The organism is Flectobacillus major DSM 103, assembly GCF_000427405.1.
GTDB lineage: Bacteria > Bacteroidota > Bacteroidia > Cytophagales > Spirosomataceae > Flectobacillus > Flectobacillus major.
On the sequence record NZ_KE386491.1, the window covers coordinates 2,302,791 to 2,325,399 of the forward strand.

18 protein-coding genes are annotated in these 22,609 nt (G+C 38.8%); 10 read left to right on the forward strand and 8 right to left on the reverse strand.

Features of this window, described 5'->3' with window-relative positions; translation table 11 throughout:
* Positions 1-103: 103 nt before the first annotated feature.
* From FLEMA_RS0113135 to FLEMA_RS68440, 5 genes are read right to left on the reverse strand one after another with little or no spacing between them, the layout of a single operon-like run.
* Positions 104-883 carry a TatD family hydrolase gene (locus FLEMA_RS0113135; RefSeq protein WP_044171337.1) on the reverse strand — a complete coding sequence of 260 codons (780 nt, stop codon included), beginning with the start codon at positions 881-883 and terminating at the stop codon, positions 104-106.
* Positions 884-919: 36 nt separating this feature from the next.
* Positions 920-1,927 (reverse strand): glycosyltransferase, encoded by a 1,008-nt coding sequence (locus tag FLEMA_RS0113145; RefSeq protein ID WP_044171339.1) that lies wholly within the window; start codon positions 1,925-1,927, stop codon positions 920-922.
* 42 nt (positions 1,928-1,969) lie between these two features.
* Entirely contained in the window at positions 1,970-2,605 is a 636-nt protein-coding gene (locus FLEMA_RS0113155) for a polysaccharide deacetylase family protein (RefSeq protein ID WP_026995590.1), read from the reverse strand.
* A 37-nt stretch (positions 2,606-2,642) separates the two neighbouring features.
* Positions 2,643-3,779, reverse strand: a complete 1,137-nt coding sequence (locus FLEMA_RS0113160; protein ID WP_026997719.1) for a glycosyltransferase family 2 protein — start codon at positions 3,777-3,779, stop codon at positions 2,643-2,645.
* Positions 3,776-4,750, reverse strand: coding sequence for a lysylphosphatidylglycerol synthase domain-containing protein (locus FLEMA_RS68440; protein WP_159102683.1), 975 nt, complete (start codon positions 4,748-4,750; stop codon positions 3,776-3,778). Before FLEMA_RS68440 ends, FLEMA_RS0113160 begins: the two co-directional genes overlap by 4 nt.
* Positions 4,751-4,843: 93 nt before the next feature.
* Between FLEMA_RS68440 and ruvC the strand changes: the two genes are divergently transcribed.
* Positions 4,844-5,407: a crossover junction endodeoxyribonuclease RuvC gene (ruvC, locus tag FLEMA_RS68445; RefSeq protein ID WP_044171343.1), complete on the forward strand. Its 564-nt coding sequence runs from the start codon at positions 4,844-4,846 to the stop codon at positions 5,405-5,407.
* A gap of 96 nt (positions 5,408-5,503) precedes the next feature.
* Positions 5,504-6,736, forward strand: a complete 1,233-nt coding sequence (locus tag FLEMA_RS68450) for a hypothetical protein (RefSeq protein ID WP_044171344.1) — start codon at positions 5,504-5,506, stop codon at positions 6,734-6,736.
* An 84-nt stretch (positions 6,737-6,820) separates the two neighbouring features.
* Here the strand turns inward: FLEMA_RS68450 and FLEMA_RS0113245 are convergent, their stop codons facing one another.
* Positions 6,821-8,800 (reverse strand): thioredoxin domain-containing protein, encoded by a 1,980-nt coding sequence (locus FLEMA_RS0113245; RefSeq protein ID WP_026995593.1) that lies wholly within the window; start codon positions 8,798-8,800, stop codon positions 6,821-6,823.
* A gap of 247 nt (positions 8,801-9,047) precedes the next feature.
* A complete protein-coding gene (locus FLEMA_RS68455; protein WP_052354070.1) occupies positions 9,048-10,682 on the reverse strand; it encodes a T9SS type A sorting domain-containing protein in 1,635 nt (544 codons plus the stop codon).
* 359 nt (positions 10,683-11,041) lie between these two features.
* On the opposite strand from FLEMA_RS68455, the gene FLEMA_RS68460 reads away from it, so the two are divergent.
* The 8 genes from FLEMA_RS68460 (at position 11,042) to FLEMA_RS68485 (ending at position 21,399) form a co-directional block, all read left to right on the forward strand.
* Complete coding sequence (locus FLEMA_RS68460; protein ID WP_044171346.1) at positions 11,042-12,610, forward strand: NAD(P)/FAD-dependent oxidoreductase; 1,569 nt, start codon at positions 11,042-11,044, stop codon at positions 12,608-12,610.
* Positions 12,611-12,939: 329 nt separating this feature from the next.
* Positions 12,940-13,560, forward strand: coding sequence for an NUDIX hydrolase (locus FLEMA_RS0113340; RefSeq protein WP_026997720.1), 621 nt, complete (start codon positions 12,940-12,942; stop codon positions 13,558-13,560).
* 55 nt (positions 13,561-13,615) lie between these two features.
* Positions 13,616-15,295: a hypothetical protein gene (locus tag FLEMA_RS68465; RefSeq protein ID WP_044171348.1), complete on the forward strand. Its 1,680-nt coding sequence runs from the start codon at positions 13,616-13,618 to the stop codon at positions 15,293-15,295.
* Between the two features lie 149 nt (positions 15,296-15,444).
* On the forward strand, positions 15,445-18,117 hold the full coding sequence (locus tag FLEMA_RS68470; RefSeq protein WP_044171350.1) for a DNA gyrase/topoisomerase IV subunit A: 2,673 nt from the start codon (positions 15,445-15,447) through the stop codon (positions 18,115-18,117).
* Between the two features lie 185 nt (positions 18,118-18,302).
* A complete protein-coding gene (locus tag FLEMA_RS0113490) occupies positions 18,303-18,971 on the forward strand; it encodes a SanA/YdcF family protein (protein WP_026997721.1) in 669 nt (222 codons plus the stop codon).
* A 168-nt stretch (positions 18,972-19,139) separates the two neighbouring features.
* On the forward strand, positions 19,140-19,703 hold the full coding sequence (locus tag FLEMA_RS68475) for an RBBP9/YdeN family alpha/beta hydrolase (protein WP_044171352.1): 564 nt from the start codon (positions 19,140-19,142) through the stop codon (positions 19,701-19,703).
* Between the two features lie 61 nt (positions 19,704-19,764).
* Positions 19,765-20,988 (forward strand): sulfite oxidase, encoded by a 1,224-nt coding sequence (locus FLEMA_RS68480; protein WP_044171354.1) that lies wholly within the window; start codon positions 19,765-19,767, stop codon positions 20,986-20,988.
* Between the two features lie 12 nt (positions 20,989-21,000).
* Positions 21,001-21,399 (forward strand): hypothetical protein, encoded by a 399-nt coding sequence (locus FLEMA_RS68485; RefSeq protein WP_044171356.1) that lies wholly within the window; start codon positions 21,001-21,003, stop codon positions 21,397-21,399.
* 89 nt (positions 21,400-21,488) lie between these two features.
* Here FLEMA_RS68485 and FLEMA_RS0113585 read toward each other — a convergent pair whose 3' ends face one another.
* Positions 21,489-22,484 carry an aminodeoxychorismate synthase component I gene (locus FLEMA_RS0113585; RefSeq protein ID WP_174395949.1) on the reverse strand — a complete coding sequence of 332 codons (996 nt, stop codon included), beginning with the start codon at positions 22,482-22,484 and terminating at the stop codon, positions 21,489-21,491.
* Positions 22,485-22,609: the final 125 nt, after the last annotated feature.

The window sequence follows — 22,609 nt, forward strand, 5'->3', positions numbered from 1 at the left end:
GTTGATGATAGTATTCTAGTTTGACATAATTTACATACACTTGATAAACAACACGTTACTTTCACTCCACAGACCCTTACGTACCATGTGGCCCTTAACTATGCTATTGCTTACTATTAAGTTTTAGGGCATTTTGGGTTGTTTGAGCTACAACCTGAGCAACATCGCAAGCCATAATATCGGCTACCTTTTGGGCAATTAACGGCAAATAGGCAGGTTCATTGCGTTTGCCACGATACGGTACTGGTGCCAAATAAGGAGCATCCGTTTCGAGTACAATATGTTCTAAAGAAATATGAGGCAAAAGTTTTTCATAGCCCCCATTTTTGAAGGTTGCTACACCACCAATTCCTAATAAGAACCCTAATTCTATGGCTTTTTGAGCATCTTCAACCGTACCCGAAAAGCAATGAAATATACCTTTTAAATAAGGGTCGGCATTTTTTTCTATTAAAGCAACCGTTTCATGAAAAGCATTTCTTGAGTGAATATCTATCCACAGTTGGTATTTTTTTGCCCACTGACATTGAATCAAAAAGGCTTCTTCTTGTTGAGCCACAAAGGTTTTGTCCCAATACAAATCCATACCTATTTCGCCAATTGCAATAAATTTTTCCTTAGCCAAATAGCTTTCTATGGCTGCTAATTCCTTTTCAAAATCTTCTTTGACATAACATGGGTGCAACCCAACCATTGGCAAGCATTGCGTAGGGTATTGCTCGGCAATAGCCAGCATACCACCGATCGACTCTAGGTTACAATTGGGCATCCATATTTCTTGAATACCAGCATTGAACGCATTTTGCAACATACTATCCCTATCTTCAGCAAAAGCCTCGTCATAAATATGTGCATGGGTTTCTATAATATTAAACTGATTCATTATATTAGTTGGTTTCTGAACAACAGGCTAGCTGTTTTATTGATAAATACGTCCTTTCCAGTTGACTGCCACAGGCGAATAATAGAAAAGAATCATGGTTATTTGCCAAAAATTGGCGTATAGTTCGTACAAAAAAAGATGTTTTATTAAGTGATATTGCCTCAAAATCAAGATAGTGGGCAGTACTGTTATGGTTTGGTTGAGCCATTTCAAGAACCAAATCAATAGGGCTATTTTCCATGAAAAAAATAGAGCAATTACCCCCAAAATAGGTAACAATAGAGCTTGTAAAAACAACAACAGAACAATCCACCAAGGACATTGCAACGCCCCAACCATCCAACGTTTGCGTTGATGCAAAAACTCTTTGAGCGTAGGCATTGGAAGCGTTTGGGCAAATACCTGACGATTAATATCATTGTTAAAACCAAAGCCCCGCTTCACTACTTCATGAAACATGGCAAAATCTTCGGTAATAGAAAAAGGTACTTGGGCATACCCTCCTGTACTTTCGTAAGCTTGTCGACTTATAGCCGAATTGTTGCCAAGACCTGTCAAGGGTAGTTTGATAGTGGCAGCTATTTTTAACAAAGTCAAAGCATGAAGCCAGTCTATCGACTGAAAATGATGCCCTATTGTTGTACCTCTAATAGCCGTAACGCCAACCTGATGCCCAATCGTAGGATTTTCCTCAAAATGCCGAATCATACCTTTAGCCCAATCAGGATTAACAACAACATCGGCATCGGTTATCAGAAAATATTTACCCGTTGATTTTTCATATAAATTAGCCAATACATTTGCTTTCCCACGTTGTCCATTAATAGTTTTGTGAATATTAATAAGTTCAAAATAAGGCTTATTAGCCACATAATCACTGACAAGCTGTGCCGTATTGTCTTCCGACTGGTCGTTGCCAATAAGCACCTGCATTTGGCTTTTGGGGTAATCCAAGGCATCTATCGCTGTCAAGCATGATAAGATATTTTCTTGCTCATTTCTTGCTGCAATCCAAATACTGATTTTTGGATATTTCTTATTCATGAACCTGCTCAATTGACTATTTTCTATAATATTTCGACAAAGCTATAAGGTTTTAAAGACAAATCCTTTTTCAGAGAAATATTCTATAAACCTTGGTAAAGCGTATCGCATATTTTTTTCAGCCTTCAAACTGTCGTGAAATACCACAATAGACCCGCTTTCGGTATATTGAATAGATTTTTGTAAAATTCGTTCGGGCGATAAATCTTTTGAAAAATCCCCTGTTAGGACATCCCACATAATAATTTCATGGGTAGGAATAATCTTTTGGGCTTGTATTTTTTTTATACGCCCATAAGGTGGCCGAAACTTGGGTTTATCTTGGTTTTGTACAAAAGAACTTGTTTTAATAATATGCTCACATTCCAGAAAATTCTGAAAATACAAAGTATCGTCGGTTTTCCAGCCATTCAAATGATTAAAGGTATGATTTCCAATCAAATGCCCATTGTCTACAACCTTCCGAAATATATCGGAATGCTTCCTGATGTTGTCGCCAATACAAAAAAAGCTTGCTTTTGCTTGATATGCAGACAAAGTCTCTAGCACAAATTCGGTTACTTCTGGAATAGGGCCATCATCGAAGGTCAAATAAATGCTTGGTGAAGTACTTGGTATACGCCAAGTCATTTCGGGATACACCGCCCGCATCAAGAAGTTGGTTTTGTAAATAAACATACCGCAAGTTGTATTGGTCAAAATTTTTACAAAAATACTATTCCAAATTTCTCCCTTTCCATTTATACCCTTTTCCTTGAGCAATTAATCCAAAAAAAGTAACATAAAATGGATATATCACCTGTACCAAAGGAATATAGGCTATTAAGCGAGCGTAGCCTAGATAAATCAGCATGGCCGATAAAAAGACTATTTCAATACCTCCTTTTAGCAAAATAGCAATGATGAGTTGCCCCAAATTGATACTTTCTAAGGCAAAAAGTACTATCGAGCCTATAAAAAAGGCATTGGCTAAAAAGATAAATATGGCTAAAGCCGTTACTTTCCAGTCGTTATAATATTTCCATTTGCTAGCCCAACGTTTGCGTTGTTGATAAAAAGCCTTTAAGGTTGGTTGTGCATTGGTTTTTACGATGGTATCGGGGTTGGTCAAAAAATAAACATCGTTAGGATATTTTTGGGCTATTTTGTGCATCAAAAACTCATCATCGCCCGAGGCCAGTTGTTCGTTACCAACAAAACCATCAACCTCCCAAAATGCCTTTTGGGAATAGGCCAAATTGGCACCATTGCACATATTGGGTCGCTTCGCCAGCATGGCACAAGCCCCTGCACCAATCAAACTGGCAAACTCAATAATTTGGATTTTGTGCCAAAGCGAATCATGCTGCTCAAAAGTTACTGCGGCACTGATTAGTTGGGCATTTTTGGCTCTATAAAATTGCTGAATGCCCAAAACCCAACGAGGCAAAACCCTACAATCGCCATCGGTTGTGATAATCAATTCGCCTGTGGCTTCGCTAATGGCTTGGGAAATAGCCCTCTTTTTGGGGGAAGTATTGGTTTGATTGCTTGAATAAAGCAACCGTAAATGATATTTTGCCTTTGCAATATAAGCCTTTACCAAAGTATCTGTACCGTCGGTAGAGGCATCGTCTACCACAATAACTTCTATCAACGATAAGGGATATTGCTGTTGATTCAAATCGGCCAATAAGTTGAGAATATTGGCGGCTTCGTTGCGTACAGGAATAATAACCGAGACTTTGGTATCTTTGGGTACACGCCTGTTTTTGGGGGAACAAAGCAGTACATATTTTGACCAAACTCCTAGCAAAACGCCATTGAGCAACGCATATAATCCAAGAATACTGATAAGAGGTATAAAAATCATTTTTTGGCAATAGTAAAAACAAATACACCCCCAACCACCACTGGCAATAAGATATTGATAAGCCACAGGCTGAGGGTTGCCGATACTACGGCAGACACATTGACATGGTAGTAAGTAAAGAAATAAACCGCCGAAAATTCTCGAATACCCAAATCGCTGATAAAGTTAAAAGCGGGAATTATGGTTTTGCTTAAAAATACCAATGATACCACAGTAAGTAGGTCTAGCAAGGGCAAATCGACATGACAAATCTTCAAAACAACCACAAACTGTACACTAAAAGTAAGATAACGCAAAAAAGCAATCCATTGAGTACTTATAATTTCTGACCATGAATATGTAGCTATGATATAAAAATATTGTTGAAGATAACTATACCAACGGGCATGGCTCAAATATTGACTCAGGGCATTGCGACTTACATATAACCCCAAAAGCACCATAAAAAATAGTCCACAACAGCCCAATACGATACCTTCTAGGTTGTTCCAAAGATGAAATTGAGCAACTAAACGCCACAATGCCACACAGCCCAATACCAGCGACACATAAAATTGTAAGGCATTGCCTAGCAATATAGCCCCAATACTAGCCGAGCGGTTTTTGTGGGTGAGTTTCCAGATTCGTCCCGCAATGTCGCCCATGTTGGCAGGCGTAATAAAGCTCAACGACAGGCCCAATAACACCGACTGATAAGCTGCCCAGAAAGACATTGGTTCTATTTTTTGGGCTAATAATTGCCATTTTCTGGCCTCTAAGCCCCAATTGACCAGCATTAATACAAAAACGGCTACAAAAGCCAAAACATTATTGAGTGTCCAAGTTTGTGACAAAGCACCTAGTAAATCGGCTATACCTTGTTGTTTTTCAGCGAATTTCTGTTGTAAAGCCCAAAGAATCCCTACGAAAACAAGGATTTTGCCTAGTCCTACTATCCATTTTTTAGGCGATTTTATCAGAGAATCTATCAATATTTTACACGGTTTAATGTTTACCTTTGTATTCATCAATCATTTACTTGGCAAGTTTTCTTTTGGATTTTAAAGAAAAATGCAACCCAAATTATGGCAGAAATATTAGAGAAAATTATTTTAGGAGTTGACCCCGGTACTCGATTTATGGGTTACGGAGTCATTTTGGTACAACGAGGCAATATATCTGTTTTACAGTATGGGGTAATTAATGTTAGCAAATATACTACCCAAGAATTGAAATTGAAGAAAATTTATGAACGAATCATAGGTATCATCGAAGAATTCACGCCCGACGAAATGGCAATTGAAGCTCCTTTTTTTGGAAAAAACGTTCAGTCGATGCTCAAGCTTGGGCGTGCTCAGGGGGTGGTTATGGCGGCGGCTTTGTCTCGACAAATTCCTATTGTTGAATACTCGCCCAAAACCGTTAAGCAGTCGGTAACGGGCAATGGTAACGCTTCAAAAGAGCAAGTAGCCAGTATGCTCGACCACCTCTTGAAAATGAAACTTGAACCTACGATGTTCGATGCCACCGATGCCCTTGGTATTGCGGTATGTCATCATTTTCATGGCAACAATATTATGCCTACCAATAAGGGTACTAAAAAAGGCTGGGGGGCATTTGTCAACGAAAACCCCGAAAGAATCAAATAATACCTCAGATTAACGATTTACAATGGTTGACGTTTTTGCCATTTACCTTGCTTCTTAGCACTTTAGGTTGTTCAATATTCAATAACCCTTTTTTCTATGCGACACCTACTATTACTTGTATGGTTGATATTGTTGGTGTCTTTTCAGTCACTAGCCCAGCTTTCGTATAAGCAAGGTATTTCGACGATTGGTATAAAACCTTCAGCCTCTTTGGTTACATTGGGTTTTCCGCAATCTATTCGCTCGGTCGATGGCTATGGGCAGCAGCCTATGGCGAATTTCCCTTATCCTTTTTTTTCGCTTCCTGCCAATTTTCGGGTCAATAAACAGGGGTCTACCGAAGTTTATGGGCTAGTAGGCTCGTTTGATTTGGGCGTTAATTATAGCAAGCTTCTCAAAAACAATCATATTTTCAAAGCAGAAATAGGGATTCATTATTCGCAATCACCGCATAGCTATTCGCTCGATAGCCCCTATCAGTTTTTTATCAAAAACAAACAAGCGGCCTCTTGGCATAATACCATCGCTACAACGGGCTACTCGGTTGGTATAATGTACACATCGGCCTCGAAAGGTCGGCGGGGTTTGGGCGAAATGCGCAACTACATAGAACTAGGGGCTAGAACGCTCAATTTATATAGCAAGTCGGCCAAAGACAATGATAGTTGGGTTTTTAACGGACAAGGGTTTAGTATTGAAAGCCATATCACACAGCCCAAAAGTAATATGATTACGCTTGAACTAGGCAAAACCTTTTGGCGACCAGCCGACGATATGCGGTCGTTGTCGTTTGGTATCAGAATTGGGATTCCGTTCGATAAAATGGTTGAAAATACCATTATTGGCTACCAAGGGAATAATCCTACTGGTGCAAATATTATTACCGAAGATGTTGGCTACCTTGGTTTTCAAATGAGTTATAACTTACCGATAAAGCAAATTTCACGCCCAATCAGAGAACACAAAACCCAAAGGCAATTTTGTGATATGCAACGCGAGGTATTGGTAAAAAAACAATTTGTAGTTCATTCGTTGGTATTACCGCTAGAATTATTTGACCACGAAAATGAAGATGGAGATATTGTTTCGGTATGTTTTAATGGGAAATATATTTTAGAAAAACATCTATTAACCAACAAGCCTAAGCTACTAGATATTTCTTTGGAAAGCGATAGCAAGAATATTCTGACCATTTTTGCCAACAATACAGGCAAAGAAGGAGCAAATACCACTGCTTTAAGGTTCAAAATCAATGACAAAGTAGAACAGATTATTTTGTATGCCGACAAGAAATCATCAGAAGCAATAGAGTTTGTTTACATTCCCTAAAATGCCTTTACCCACTTTTACACATACTTACACAAAATCCCAGTCATTTTCTTTGTGCAATTTCGTGTAAGTATGTGTCTACTATTAGCCCAAAATTTGTAGCCAAGCTTCCTCTACTGTTTGTACAGGCAGCTTACAAGTTTTGTTATAGCAAACGTAAATATTGGTTTGTTCTGACAATGCTACGCGGTTTTCTAGTAAAGGTAAATCACTTTTGAGTTTTGTACCTGACAACACTTTATTAGGATAATAGCGTTCTTCTAGCTTTGCCCGCACTTTGAGGCAATTCACCCCTACAATTGCTATTTCGGCTGTTGGAGTTACCATTTGCGTAGCCAAACAAGCCCAATTAGATAAGTAATCGGCATTTTTGAATACCAAGCTCTTTACCTTTGCCAGCATCAGATAAGCTATATCTACAAAATCCTGTCTATCCAAAATCAACCCTAGTGTATATAAATTACGAGCCATCATTGAATTAGAACTTGGAATAACGTTGTCAAAAAGCTCTTTTTTACGAGCAATCAAAGCCTCGGCATTTTGGTCGGTAAAGAAAAATAATTCATCTTCTTCATCCCAAAAATTCTGGTACACATAAATCATAAGTTTTTCGGCAATATGTAACCACTTTTCATCAAAAGTTACCTGATACAAACTGGTATAGGCATCTATAACGGCTGCATAGTCTTCTAAAAATCCTTGTATTTTGGCTTCACCATTTTTGTAAGAATGCCATAACTGGCTATCCAACAACATTTTGTCTTTAATAAAATGAGCATTTTTTAGGGCTAATACCAAGAAGTCTTCTTCTCCAAAAACACGATACGCATCTACCAACCCTTTGAGAGCCAAGCCATTCCATGAGCAGAGGATTTTATCATCGAGCCCTGGGCGAATTCTCTGTTCACGTGCTGCTAGTAATTTGGCATTTTGTTCCTTGAAATCGGAATTCAGAAAAGTGTGATTTTTCCAAAGAATATTTACCCCATGCTCCCAATTGCCTGTATCTGTAACCTGATATGCACGGCAATATTGTACCGAATCAGCCCCAAGAATAGCATCAATTTCGGCCTTAGTCCATACATAATATTTACCCTCTTCGCCTTCTGAGTCGGCATCTAAAGCTGAATAAAATCCGCCTTCTGGACTTGTCATTTCTCGGGATAGCCACCCGATTGTTTCGTATACAGTTTGCTGATAAATAGGCAATTGTGTAAGTAAATATGCTTCGGCATAAACACTCAACAATTGGCCATTGTCATATAGCATTTTTTCAAAATGCGGACAAAACCATTCACCATCTACCGAGTATCGGGCAAAGCCACCACCTATCTGGTCGTAAATGCCCCCCATGGTAATCTTATTGAGCGTAAGCGTAAGGTGTTCTAAGGCTTTTTCTTTGGCACTAGGATTGTCATGAATATAACGCATCAAAAATAACCAAATAGAAGGCATCGGAAACTTGGGTGAACGCTCAAAACCTCCCCAAGTGGGGTCGAAAGAATGAGCTAATTTTTGGTACATAATATCCAATTCTTCACTTTCAAAAGCTGGACTTTCGGCTACCAAACCATATTTTTCTGTTTCTAAAGAAATCATATTACTGGTAAACCCCTCTGCCGACTTCTGAATATCGGGCAAGTGATTCTGAAACCCTTCACTTACAGCGTATAAAAGACGTTTCCAGTTTTGAGGAGGAAAATATGTTCCTCCATAAAAAGGCTTTCCGTCGGGCATCAAAAATACATTTAAAGGCCAGCCACCATTCACTCCCATTGCTTGAACGGCATCCATATAAATGGCATCTACATCGGGGCGTTCTTCTCTATCTACCTTAATATTGACAAAATGTTCGTTCATGATTTGAGCCAACTCTTCATTTTCAAAACTCTCACGCTCCATTACATGGCACCAATGACACGCCGAATAGCCAATACTTACTAAAATAGGCTTATTTTCAGCCCGAGCTTTACTAAATGCCTCTTGTCCCCAAGCATACCAATCCACTGGATTATGAGCATGCTGAAGCAGGTACGGAGAGGTTTCCTTTCCTAAATGATTCATATCTTTGATGTTTTATATAAATGAATGGTTAATTTTCTGTTTAAGGCAACGAGGTGTTCAGTATTACAAGCATTAAGTTTGTAATGTACAAAAGTTGAAGTAATTGGCTGTTTAGGTAAATGGATAAAAGGGCTGTAGTATTCATAAAATCTACGCCCATAGTCAAGAATCCTCAACTTTTGTAATGCTTTATTTATCAAAAAAATCTTATTTTATGCTAGTGTTTATGACTAAAATATACACTCAATTATTTGGTAACACTAATTTTCTGAGAAATGGTCTGATACGGCCCCACAAATTTCAAAATATAGTTGCCTGTGGGTAATCCTAACGTTAATTCTCTTCGATTTTTCACAAAAGTAGGATTGGGTAACTTCTGAATATTCTCATGGAATAGTTCTATCCCTCGGTAATCAAATACCTTGATTTCGCCCTCAAATGCCTCTTTCCCTGTATACTCCACCCAGAAACTCCCTTGGTTAGGATTCGGGAAAACGATTAGTTTTTCGCTGGTATCATCAAGAGGAAAAGCCTGTAAGAAGGTTTCTTTTCCTTTCAAACTAATTCTTTTCGACCAATTACCATAACGCACTGTCAATTCGGTAGTTTGGGTATCATCGGCAAATTCATTGATAGCAGCTATCAAAATCTGGTTGTCTTTGACCACGCCACGCCAAAGCGGGTCGCGGTCGAGAAAATGCTGATGAGCCGTTTTGGGAATATGTAATTGATAATTTCCCACAAAAAAATCTTTGTATTGCGACAGGCGATATAGGGCGTTTATGTAGCGTTCATAAACAGAAAAATTGATAGTATCGGGACGAGCAATAGGCCCTTCCCACAAAAATATACCTTTAGCACCTGAAAAAAAAGGTAAAATAGCCTGAGCGTCTACCAAATAGTTAGGAATATTTTGTTGATAATTATAATTAGAGGCTTGGCATTTATTATAATTGAGCCATTCAAACAAAATAATATCTTTATTGCTTCGGGCTTTGTTGGCTTCTACCTGAAACAACTGATAAGCTACATTGCCGTACTCTTTGAACACACTATATTCATAACAAAAATAGGCCGAAGGTGTCAAAATAGTATTTTGCTGATAAAAAGGCCCTCCTACCTCTTGAGTTAGAGAATCTTTCATATAATAGTTTAATGGACTAGCCTCATTTAGTATTGTTTTCCAAGAATAAGCAGCAGGATATTCCTTATTTTTGATAGGGGCATCGCTATAAGAGGCAATTTTGATAGAGCTAGGCAAACCCTTGGCAGCAAGATGGCTTACTGGCGAGGCATAGAGTGTGGTTAGGTCACGCTTATATCTTTCCAAAAAAGCTTCGTCGCTGAGTTGTTGATAAGCCTTTGGGGTATCGCTATCATTTCTCAATGTCCGAATACTGGCATCAGAGGGGCGTTCTCGTTCAATATCCAATACCAAAATATCAATATTGGGCATATCCTTGCCCTGTGTATCGGCAAATATTCCTGCAAAGCCACGCATACTATTTTCCCAATGCGAGCGATATACGGCCAAATTATTGTTCCAAGGGCTTTCTTTTTCGTACCAAGGCTGTCCAGCAATACTGGCTACTCCATACCAAATAATAGCCCTATTTTGGAGGGGCAATTGGCTATCAAATTGGTTAAAATTAGACAAATGACTAAACCCATGTTTCAAAGGCTCTTGGTTGGGGTCTTGAAACCTTGGGCCATTATAAATCAACGTAAAAGGTAATGAAAACGCTGGAAACTGCTGCCAATTGATAACGCCCTTTTGCGTAGAAGATTTAAATTCAAAAGTACTTGTATTCTGAGCCTTGAGCGGCCATATACTTAGTAAATATATTAGGCTTAAATAATAAAAAGTATAACGGTTTTTCATGCTATTTTTTCTCTTTTGTATGCAAGGTTTTGGGTATAGGCACACCATTTTTTATCCAAAATAATGCAACACCACTTCTATCAAAATCATTTCAAAACGGGTGTATTTCAGGCAATTTTTATCTAAGAAACGTTCATTTCTATTTTTTATACTTTCTATTTTCGCATTTTTTCCTAAAAACCCAACCATAAAGTTACATATTGGATGTATAAAAGCCTATTATCATGGTATTCTTGGATACTCTACCAGAATTGCCTTTATAACCTGGCCTTGGGGAAATGTTCCACGAAAAAGTGGAGGTTTCATGCTAAGTTTTTTGTTATTTTGTAAAAAATTTAAGGATAAAAACCTTACTAAGCATGAAAAAACAGCTTTCTTTAGTATTAGAGCCTGAAATTGCCTTTGACCAAGAGCTATTTCAGCAAAGTGTAAAAAAAACGTTAGCGATTCCTAGCGAAGCTCCTGCCCATATTAGGGCTATCAAACGTTCAATTGATGCCCGTGGCCGACAAGTAAAGGTCAATGTCGAGGCTGAGGTTTTTATTGACAAAAAACCAACCCCACTTATTGCTTATCAACGCAATTACAAAAACGTTTCGCATGCTCCCCAAGCTATTATTATTGGAGCGGGGCCAGCAGGGATGTTTGCGGCTTTGCGTTTGATTGAACTGGGTGTAAAACCTATCTTGATTGAGCGTGGCAAGGATGTTCGTGCCAGACGGCGAGATTTGGCCGCTATCAACAAAGAGCATCTGGTAAATCCTGAGTCAAATTATTGTTTTGGCGAAGGCGGTGCAGGGACTTATTCGGATGGAAAACTCTATACTCGTAGTAAAAAAAGAGGTGATATCCGACGTATTCTCGAAATCTTTGTAGCACACGGGGCTACCGAAGAGATTCTGGTAGATGCTCACCCACATATTGGAACCAACAAGCTTCCCAAAATTGTAGCAGAACAACGTGAAAGTATTTTGCAAGCTGGTGGCGAAGTACATTTCGATACCAAAGTGGTAGACTTTATCATGGAAAACCACATGATGAAAGGAGTTATATTAAACGACGGTCGTGAAATATCGGGTATTGGGGTAATCTTGGCTACAGGGCATTCGGCACGTGATATTTTTGAGTTATGCCTTGAACGCAATATTTATATTGAAGCCAAGCCTTTTGCCATGGGTGTACGTATCGAACACCAACAAAGCCTGATTGACTCGCTACAGTATCATCGTCCCGAGCGGGGGCCTTACTTACCAGCAGCCTCATATAGTTTGGTAGCACAAACATACTTTAAGGGTATTCAGCGTGGGGTGTTTTCGTTTTGTATGTGTCCAGGCGGATTTATTGTACCTGCTGCCACAGCCCCTGGCGAATTGGTGGTAAACGGAATGTCGCCTTCTCGTCGAGATTCAAAATTTGCCAATTCGGGCATGGTAGTTGCAGTGAATGAGGTGGATTTAGCTCCTTACAAACAATTTGGGCCTTTGGCTGGTTTGCAATTACAAAAAGAACAAGAACAAAGGGCTTGTCAAATGATGGGAGGAAGTCAGGTAGCACCTGCACAATTGGTTGGTGATTTTGTACAAAACAAAGTATCAAAATCTTTGTTAGAAACCTCTTATCAGCCTGGCCTTCGGTCGTCGGATATGTACGACGTGCTATTTCCACATATTGCTAAACCTTTGCAGGAAGGACTCAAGCAATTTGGCCAAAAAATGAAAGGATATACCAGCAACCAAGCCCAGATTATTGGTATTGAAAGCCGTACCTCGTCGCCAGTACGAGTACCACGCGACAAAGAAAGTCTGGAACACGTTCAGGTAAAACGCCTTTTTCCTTGTGGTGAAGGGGCAGGTTATGCTGGTGGTATTATGTCGGCAGCGATGGACGGCGAGCGTTGTGCCGAAAAACTAGTGGAATTGTACGGCTAACAGCTTGCAATAAAAGCATTGAAATAAGCGATAATAGGCTAGATTGAAACCTGAATCTTAATAGCCTATTACACCAATCATCAACCTTTGTGGTATTCTAATTGGCTGGCAAGTAAATTGGCCAGCTAATTAGAACAACTTATTCGAGCAAGCCACAATGTAGACAAAACATCCGTTTTTATTGTTTTGGGAATAGCCTTGTAACTTATTCAAAGTTAGATAAACAGTATTGATAAAAACTAAAAATCATATTGAGACATTTGTTTTAACGCATCAATAATTCTAATTTAAGCCTATATTAAATTTCTCCATTAAGTTAAGCACTCGTTATGACCGAATTCATGTCCTTTATTGAACACTTGCAAAATCGTCTTCTGCTGCCATTGCCCGGTGAAGAAGCCCACAAACGCATGGCATCTAGTTCGAGGCTCAAATTCAGGTCAACGCCCAATGACCGTACTCGTGAAAGTGCTGTGTTGGTATTGTTTTATCCTTCCGATGGCGAAATTTATTTGCCTTTAATTTTACGTCCAGCCTACGATGGTGTACATGGTGGCCAAATGGCTTTTCCAGGTGGGAGAAAAGAAAAAGAAGACGAAAACCTGATAAGAACTGCTATGCGAGAAGCTCAGGAAGAAATCGGTATTCGGCTAACCGATGTCAAGGTGTTGGGGCAGTTATCGAAGCTCTACATTGCAGCCTCCAACTTTTATGTACAACCTGTAATAGGTGTTATGAACTTCAAGCCCGATTTTTATCCTGACCCACGTGAAGTAGACCACGTGATTGAAGTTCCTTTAAAGGAATTACTCAATCCATCTATTATAGGAAGAAAAATCCTACAAGTACGTGGTAATGAAGTGGATGCCCCATTTTATGACATCCAAGACCATACCGTTTGGGGAGCTACCGCTATGATGATTGCAGAAATTATTGCGTTGATAGAATAATAAAAACCGTTATTCGTCGTATTATTGTAGTATTTTTAATCTCAAGTATCGCCGAATGACACCGACTCTTAAACTCAAAAATCTATTAACCCTTTTTTTATTTTTTTGTTTTGTAGTTATAAACTACCATTTTGCCTATAACTTTTTCTATGCTGACGACTATCACCTTATTCGATATGTAACCGACCAGCAAGATGCTCAAGGCTTTCTTAACCAATGGAACTTGTTGTTTGACCTGCACAACGAACATCGCATCATCTTTCCTCGACTCTTTACCTTATTGCATTATTGGCTCAATGGCAATAGTATCAACTGGCAAATATTTAATAGTATTTCGCTGTTGTATTATTTAGGTATCTGTTGGCTTTTTTATCAGTTTTTTACACAACTCAAACTTTCGTACTGGTACTTTTTGCCTATACCTTTCTTGCTTTTTCAGCCACAAGCATACGAAAATATTTATTGGACTATCTCGGTTTTACAACAAGTAGGCAATTTGTTTTGGGCGATGTTGCTTTTTTGGCTTATTTGTACCCAAAAACCTCAACATTTTATCTGGGCCTTTATTATTGCGTTTGTCTTGACCTTTACCCACGGAAATGGCTTATTTGGCATTTTTGTGGCAGGAGTAATATTATTGCTTCAAAAAAGATACAAGCAACTTTATATTTGGGTAGCCTATATGCTGCTCTTATTTGTTTTGTATTTTGTTACTTACAAAGCTGGTCAAAACTCCAATATCAAGGGTAGTCTAAGCAACCCAATTCAGCTATTTAGGTGTATGTTTGCCTTCTGGGGTAGTTTTGTTTGGGAAACTATCAAAAGCTCGTTTACCAATAACATTTCGGCTGTATTAACAGGTATGGTACTTGTTGGCACTATGGCATTTGTTAATATTCGTTTTGTCTTACAAAAACTTTTTCCTATAAAATATCAAATAGCCGACCGCCAAGTTTTCTTAATGGCTTGTTTTTTGTATTTGCTTATCACTTCGCTATTGGTGGCTTTAAGTAGGTCGTGGATTGGGGGCGACTCAGGTATGGATATACGCTATATGCACAATTCTATTTGGGCTACGGTATTATGGTATCTAACGGTTTTGTCCAATACCAAAGCTCCTCTACAAAAATATTTGATGGGTAGTTTTGTGATATTTGGTATAGGCTTCAACCTTTTGTCGTGGTACAACCATGTCGATAGGCTCGAATACCAGTACCAAGCCAACCGTGCCGAAGCTTTCAATTATCGTAATTATGGCACTATTGTTCGTGAAACAATTGCCTTTAACCGAAACATAGAAAAAACATTGCAGGCATCCTTCCAAAAAGGAGTAAGCCAGTATACCGATAGAGATTTGGATAGAATTTTACAAAGTAATGCTATCACTATTACACAAGACACCTTATTATTGCAGATAAAACAGCAAGTACAATACCTCCAAGACCCCAAAAATCCACATCGAATGGATAGCTATTATATCGATAATAACACCTTGCCTTATTCAAAAGATGCGTTGTTTGTGCTAAAATCAAATACTCGTACTTTGCTCGTACCCATGCTATTTAAAAGGACTTCCAAAGGACAATTTATCAGAACATGGCAGTATTTTGACAAAGGGTTTATTACCTCCTTTATTACAGAATCTATTCCGTCAGACAATTATCAATTGGGTATTTTGACACAAAAAAACGACAAATATCATCTGCATTTGTTGAAGAATAGTATAGCAATTTAAGTTTCAAGCAATTAGAAAACAGGAAGCTTCCCCAAGCCAAAGTTGAACGTATTGCTGTTAGATTAAATATTTTTTTACACCGCAATTTTTCCGTAAATTAGGGTTTTGATATAACCACAATCTTCCTAATCTTGGGAAATACGCTGTAAATGGAAAACGAGAATCAGACAGAAAATTTCGACGAAAACAACAACACAAAGAACGGGGAGGCATTACATGAGCAAGTAGCTGTGGCTGGTTTGTACGAAAACTGGTTTCTGGAATATGCTTCGTATGTAATTTTAGAACGTGCCGTACCAGCCGTAGAAGATGGCCTCAAACCTGTACAAAGAAGAATATTACATGCCCTTAATGAAATGGACGATGGCCGTTTCAACAAAGTTGCCAATGTAATAGGTCAAACCATGCAATATCACCCGCATGGCGATGCCTCTATCAACGAAGCTTTGGTAAATATGGGCCAAAAAGACCTACTCTTTGATTGTCAGGGCAACTGGGGTGATATTCGTACGGGCGACAGTGCCGCTGCTGCTCGTTATATTGAAGTTCGCTTATCTAAGTTTGCTCATGAAGTAGTATTTAACCCTCAGACTACCGAATGGCAACTCTCTTACGACGGCCGTAAAAAAGAACCGATTACCCTTCCTGTAAAATTCCCCCTTTTATTAGCACAAGGAGTAGAAGGTATTGCTGTTGGTTTGGCTACCAAAATTATGCCTCACAATTTTTGTGAACTCATTGAAGCGTCTATTGATATTCTGAAAAATAAACCTATCGAAATCTTCCCCGACTTTATGATGGGGGGCTATGTCGATGTTACCAATTACAACGATGGCCAACGAGGTGGCAAAATCAGAATCAGAGCCAAAATCGAAGAATTCGATAAAAAAACACTCATTATCAAGGATATTCCTTTTAGTACCACAACCACAAGTTTGATTGATTCGATTATCAAGGCCAACGATGCTGGAAAAATCAAAATCAAAAAGGTAATTGACAATACCGCCAAAGACGTAGAAATACAAGTACAGCTTGCCCCAGGTACATCGCCCGATGTTACTATCGATGCCCTTTATGCTTTTACCGATTGTGAAATCTCTATTTCGCCCAATGCCTGTGTGATCATTGGCGATAAGCCTCACTTTGTGGGTGTAAGCGAAATATTAAAGGTATGTACCCACCAAACTGTACAGTTACTTGAACAAGAGCTTCAGATTCGTAAAGGTGAATTAATGGAAAAAATCTTGTTCAGCTCTTTGGAAAAGATTTTTATCGAAAACCGTATTTACCGTAAAATAGAAGCTTGCGAAACTTTTGAAGAGGTACTCGAAACAGTTGATAAAGGATTGAAGCCTTTCAAAAAACAGTTTTATAGACAAATCGTTGAGGAGGATTTGCTCCGTTTGCTCGAAATCAGAATCAAGCGTATTTCTAAATACGACTCCTTCAAAGCCGACGAGTTGATGCTTCGTCTTGAAGAAGAATTGCGTGAGGTAGAAGATAACCTAGCCAATATTATTCGCTATTCTATCGACTATTATAAAAACCTTTTGAAAAAATATGGCAAAGGGCGTGAACGCAAAACCGAAATTCGCAACTTCAATACTATCTCGGCTGCAGTGGTGGCTGCCGCCAACCAAAAACTGTATGTTGACCGTGAAGGAGGCTTTATTGGCTATGGCCTAAAGAAAGAAGAATATGTCATGGACTGCTCGGATATCGACGATATTATTATCTTTAGAAAAGATGGACATTGCCTAGTCACTAAAATACAGGATAAGGTTTTCGTAGGAAAAGACATAATTTACTGCTCGGTATTCAAAAAGAACGACGACCGCAAAGTTTACAACTTGGTGTACTTCGACGGAAAGTCGGGCATTAGCTATATAAAACGTTTTAAAGTAACAGCCGTAACCCGTGACCGCGAGTATAACCTAACAGCAGGAAACCCTAAATCGAAGGTGTTACACTTTACAGCCAACGACAATGGCGAAGCCGAAGTAATATCGGTAAACCTAACAGCATCGTGTACAGCTCGTGTAAAACAGTTTGATTTTGATTTTAAAACCTTGCTTATCAAAGGCCGTGACTCGATGGGCAACGTATTAACCAAATATCCTGTCAGAAAAATAACTATCAAATCGGCAGGGGTTTCTACATTGGGTGGACTCGACATTTGGTACGACCCAACTATCGGTCGATTAAACCGTGATGAGCATGGCAAATACTTAGGGAATTTTGAAGCTAAAGATAACATCTTGGTAATTTACAACAATGGGCAGTATGAACTCACCAATTTTGAACTTACCAATCGTTATGAACCTAAAGATATTGCTGTTTTAGCAAAATTTGTCCCAGAGAATATTATCACAGCGGTATATTTAGATGGTGGAACAAAACAATATTTTGTTAAAAGATTCAAGATAGAAACAACGACTGTCGATAAGAAGTTTTTGTTTATTTCGGATGAAAAAGGTTCTAAACTACAATTTGCCTCAATTGATGTATATCCGAGAATCCAACTTTCGTATAAAAAAGACGAGAAAGGGGCAGTTGTCGAAACCGAAGACCTTAATTTAGATGAATTAGCCGACGTAAGGGGCTGGAAAGCACAAGGTAGCAAACTAACTCCGTACAAAGTGCAGCTTATAAAACCATTAGCATCTAAAGTAGTTGAAATAGAGACTTCTAGCGATGAACCCGAAGGTGCAAATGCTATCGTAGTAAATATTCCAGTGGCAGATAAATTAACCCCTCCCGAAGAAATCGAGTTTCCAGATACTGTAGACTCATCGACGGGCGAACAGCTAGGGTTGTTTTAGTGAGTTAGTGAATTGTGAGTTAGGTGATTAGAGTAGTTCGAGGTAAATAATTGATAGCATTCATTATTGTTAGTGATTGAGTATGTACTTGATATGCTTTAATTGGAGTTATCGAATGTACCAGAAATAGCCTTGTTGCAAAATACTCATTCACTAACTCGCAATTCACAACTAAAAGCTATTATATGAAAAATACGCTTGAAATATCTATTCAAGAGCCTATTAATATTACTCGGTTTGTCAAAAGGGTAATAAAAGGCTTAATCGCTATTATTTTTTTAGCGATAGTAGGTATTTTATTGTGTAATATATGGATTGTTCTTACCACAGCTAATCGCAATTACTACGACATTAATAGTTTGCCACCCAACGACTTTGCATTGGTGTTGGGTACAAGCAAATCAGTACATCGGGGCAAAGAAAATCTGTTTTTCAAATACAGGATGGAAGCCGCTGCCCGCCTTTTTAAAGAAGGTAAAGTTAAATTCTTGATTTTGAGTGGCAATCACGATTCGGTATTTTATAACGAACCTGCTGATATGCGAAACGCTCTTTTGCAATTAGGTGTACCTGCCAATGTCATGATTTTAGACTTTGCAGGCTTTCGTACCTACGACTCTATTTTTCGTTGTAAAAATGTTTTTAGTCAACATCGGTTTACCATTGTTTCGCAACCAACGCATAATGCCAGAGCCTTATTTCTGGCCGAACAATTAGGCGTAGATGCCGTAGCTTTTGCTGCACAAGATGTACCTTCGGGCTACAAAACCTACATTCGTGAGTATTTGGCCTGTCCTAAAGCTATTCTTGATGTCTATTTCCTCGAAACATCTAAGTATTCAAAAGATAACTAATGTTTTTTATAAGAAAAACAATGTTCAAAAACCGTCTTTCACCCCTGTTTATATCCAATAATTCATGCTTTATTACGGTATCATTAAGGTTCTTTGAAAGAAAATCAATAAATTTGTCTATTAACTCTATAGAGTATAAACTTTATCACCCGCTGAAACTTTTATAGAATGATATATTCCATCTTGAATGTTCCTGGATTAGCCAATTCAGGGCCAAAACATTGGCAAAGTATATGGGAAAAACAATACCCTCAATCTTTTTTGAGAGTACACCAAGACAACTGGGATTTGCCAGTATGTGAAGATTGGGTATATCAGCTACAACAAACTATTGCTAGCCTCACTCAGCCCACCCTTATTGTGGCACATAGCCTTGGGTGTATTACGGTGGCTCATTGGGCAGAAAAGTTCTATTCTCCTTTTATTGAAGGAGCATTGTTGGTAGCTCCAGCAGATGCCGACCGACACAAAAAGAATATTCTCGACTTTATTGTAGGTTTCAATCCTATTCCTACCAATCCTCTTCCTTTCAAATCGGTAGTAATAGCCAGTACCAACGACCAATACGCTACTATTGAGCGGGCAGAACAAATGGCTCGGCAATGGCAAAGTACTTTTGTAAATATCGGCGAGAAAGGGCATATCAATGCCAATTCGGCCTTGGATGATTGGAAAGAGGGAAAAACTTTACTCAAAACGCACTTTGCCAGACTTTCATTCGACTTTCAGTAATACATGACACATATCCAATCATATAATTATACATTTGTATCTTAGAAAAAGAAACAAAACAATGAATAATAAGAGAAGAAATTTTATTAAAAAAAGCATCGGTACAAGCTTATTGACGGTTTTGGGTACAGAAGTGGTATTTGCCAAGCATCTCCCTGAAGGGATTCAGCCTATAATACTGGACGAAAAGCCCACCGAAGCCCCTGGAAAACATAAAGAGATGTTGGTGCTAAACGAACGCCCTTGGAATGTTGAAGCCCCTCCTCATTTGCTCGACGATGCCATTACTCCTGTCGATAAAATGTTTATTAGAAATAATGGTAATGTACCCGAAGACATCAACCCCGATACTTGGACATTGACCATTGAGGGGGAATCGGCTAAAACTCGTAAGGTATTTACGTTGGCAGAACTCAAAAAGAAATTCAAACATTATACCTACCAAATACAACTCGAATGTGGAGGGAATGGCCGTAGTGGTTTTGCTCCCCAAACAGCTGGTAACCAATGGAAAGAAGGTGCTATTAGCTGTGCCGAATGGACGGGGGTACGAGTAAAAGATGTATTGGCAAATGTAGGTATCAAAGACGATGCCGTGTATGTGGGCTATTATGGCAAAGACCGACACCTCAGTGGCGATACTACCAAAGTGCCTATTTCGAGAGGTGTACCTATCAAAAAAGCCTTGGAAGATGAAAGTTTGATAGCTTGGGCTGTCAATGGACAAGATATTCCTGTGATGCACGGTTTTCCTCTAAGACTCATATTTGGGGGCTGGGCAGCATCGGTTTCGGGCAAATGGGTCGAAAAAATTGTGATTAGAAACAAAGTTCATGATGGCGAAAAAATGGATGGTACACATTACCGTGTTCCGATATTCCCGATTGAACCGGGTAGCAAAGTACCCGACAACGAGTTCAAAATTATTGAATCGTTGCCCGTAAAATCTATTATTACTTATCCTAAAAGTGGTGCTATTATTGAAGAAAGTAGAACCCTAGAATTGCGTGGTCATGCTTGGGCGGGCGATTTGGCTGTTTCGACGTTACAAATCTCGATCGACTTTGGTGCTACATGGCAAAATGCCGAGCTTCTTGCTCCTAAAAATCGTTTGGCATGGCAACACTGGTCGGCCAAAGTGAAATTCCCAAGAAGAGGCTATTACGAAGTTTGGGCAAAAGCTACCGACACAGCGGGTACTTCTCAGCCAATGGTTATGCCAGCATGGAACCCAGCAGGATACCTCAATAATTCTTGTCATCGTATTGCCATTAAAGTGGTGTAAAATTACAATATTATGAAAAATATAGTCAAATTGAGTATGTTATGCTGTTTGCTATATCTGACTTTTGGTTTTAAAAGCCCGCAAATACCCCAAGGTCATTCTACCCAAATGATGGTAGATTCGGCAAAGGGTATCGACCCCGAAACAGGCTTAATCATTGCCAAAGAACTAGATATGGTAAAAGCTCAGTGTACAGGTTGCCATTCAAGCAAAATGATTACCCAATTTAGAGCAACACGTGAAGGTTGGCTAGAACGGATTCGTTGGATGCAAAAAACCCAAAAACTATGGGATTTGGGCGAAGCCGAACCTATTGTATTAGACTATCTTGCAAAATACTATGGCCCTAGCAAACAGTATCAACGTCGAGCTCCACTAAAAGATATTCAGTGGTACAAACTTGATAAATGATGTACAGCTATCAGCCAATGATTGTAGGATTTTGTCAATCGCTTTTCAAATCTTACAATCATTGGTTATTTATACAACCTCTACTCTAATTATTTTGGCAGGTATACCTTATCTATCATTTCTTGATATTCTGATCTGGCATTGGCAAAAATGGTAATTCCCCCACCGCTTTTAAATACCTTGCCATGGGGTGTTTCTTCAATAAACCGAATCATGACGGCACTATCCAAATTTTGTCCATCAAATAGGCCAAATACCCCTGTATAATAGCCCCGTTCGTATCCTTCGGCAGCTTTGATAATCTCTTGGGTTTGAGGCTTGGGAGCTCCAGTAATAGAACCCGCAGGTAGCATTTTGAAAAATAAAGTACCCAATTGTTCATAATAATTGATAGGGAGTTTACCACAAATTTCTGAACTAACTTGTAATAATTCTCCTTCATGTGTAGCGACTTTGTCGATATACCGAAACCTTTCAACCCAAACTTTTTCGGCTATCATACTAATATCATTTCTGATTAAATCTACAATTGTAGCATGCTCGGCCAGTTCTTTTTTATCTTTCAAAATAAGCTCTTCGGCATCGGGTATTTGTGCCGAAATAGTACCCTTCATAGGGTGCGAAGAAATAATGCCATGATTGATTTGTACAAAAGTTTCTGGAGAAAAAAGCACAAAGTCGTCTTTGAAAAGCAACTGATATTTAGAGGTATTTCTCGCAAAAATCTGAGCTAAAGTAAGGTTTACCGAAATAGGCGTTGGCTTGGTTAAATTGACCAAAAAGCTATCGCCCCTTTGCAAATGTTGATGTACTTTATCAAACGATTGCTGGTACTCATCCAACGAAATAGGATATTTATCTAGCTGTATATCAACCGCTTCACTCTTATTAAAATCAAAATTAGTTACATCTCCTATTTTGAAATAAATTCCAGTATTCGCAACTTCGGTCAGTGGTAAAATAACGGGTTTTTGCATTTCATAATCAATCACAAACAAAAACGGAGTACGAGATTGTCCTAATTGATTCATCTTGTCAATGGCTAGTAAGGCAGCCGAAGGAAGTATTTGTTTTTTGTAATTCATTTACTAAGGCCAAAGGCCGAAATATTATTATTTTCTATTCCGAAACTCAAATCGCTAACTATATTACAATAGAAAGACCTGTAAGGTTTCGCAACCTTGCAGGTCTTTTTTAGTATTTCAACAAA

What these genes read in the sequence shown, in the direction of transcription:
- FLEMA_RS0113135 (WP_044171337.1), bottom strand. Translation starts at nt 883, where the DNA reads ATGAATCAGTTTAATATTATAGAAACCCATGCACATATTTATGACGAG.
- FLEMA_RS0113145 (WP_044171339.1), bottom strand. Translation starts at nt 1,927, where the DNA reads ATGAATAAGAAATATCCAAAAATCAGTATTTGGATTGCAGCAAGAAAT.
- FLEMA_RS0113155 (WP_026995590.1), bottom strand. Translation starts at nt 2,605, where the DNA reads ATGTTTATTTACAAAACCAACTTCTTGATGCGGGCGGTGTATCCCGAA.
- FLEMA_RS0113160 (WP_026997719.1), bottom strand. Translation starts at nt 3,779, where the DNA reads ATGATTTTTATACCTCTTATCAGTATTCTTGGATTATATGCGTTGCTC.
- ruvC (WP_044171343.1), top strand. Translation starts at nt 4,844, where the DNA reads ATGGCAGAAATATTAGAGAAAATTATTTTAGGAGTTGACCCCGGTACT.
- FLEMA_RS68450 (WP_044171344.1), top strand. Translation starts at nt 5,504, where the DNA reads ATGCGACACCTACTATTACTTGTATGGTTGATATTGTTGGTGTCTTTT.
- FLEMA_RS0113245 (WP_026995593.1), bottom strand. Translation starts at nt 8,800, where the DNA reads ATGAATCATTTAGGAAAGGAAACCTCTCCGTACCTGCTTCAGCATGCT.
- FLEMA_RS68455 (WP_052354070.1), bottom strand. Translation starts at nt 10,682, where the DNA reads ATGAAAAACCGTTATACTTTTTATTATTTAAGCCTAATATATTTACTA.
- FLEMA_RS68460 (WP_044171346.1), top strand. Translation starts at nt 11,042, where the DNA reads ATGAAAAAACAGCTTTCTTTAGTATTAGAGCCTGAAATTGCCTTTGAC.
- FLEMA_RS0113340 (WP_026997720.1), top strand. Translation starts at nt 12,940, where the DNA reads ATGACCGAATTCATGTCCTTTATTGAACACTTGCAAAATCGTCTTCTG.
- FLEMA_RS68465 (WP_044171348.1), top strand. Translation starts at nt 13,616, where the DNA reads ATGACACCGACTCTTAAACTCAAAAATCTATTAACCCTTTTTTTATTT.
- FLEMA_RS68470 (WP_044171350.1), top strand. Translation starts at nt 15,445, where the DNA reads ATGGAAAACGAGAATCAGACAGAAAATTTCGACGAAAACAACAACACA.
- FLEMA_RS0113490 (WP_026997721.1), top strand. Translation starts at nt 18,303, where the DNA reads ATGAAAAATACGCTTGAAATATCTATTCAAGAGCCTATTAATATTACT.
- FLEMA_RS68475 (WP_044171352.1), top strand. Translation starts at nt 19,140, where the DNA reads ATGATATATTCCATCTTGAATGTTCCTGGATTAGCCAATTCAGGGCCA.
- FLEMA_RS68480 (WP_044171354.1), top strand. Translation starts at nt 19,765, where the DNA reads ATGAATAATAAGAGAAGAAATTTTATTAAAAAAAGCATCGGTACAAGC.
- FLEMA_RS68485 (WP_044171356.1), top strand. Translation starts at nt 21,001, where the DNA reads ATGAAAAATATAGTCAAATTGAGTATGTTATGCTGTTTGCTATATCTG.
- FLEMA_RS0113585 (WP_174395949.1), bottom strand. Translation starts at nt 22,484, where the DNA reads ATGAATTACAAAAAACAAATACTTCCTTCGGCTGCCTTACTAGCCATT.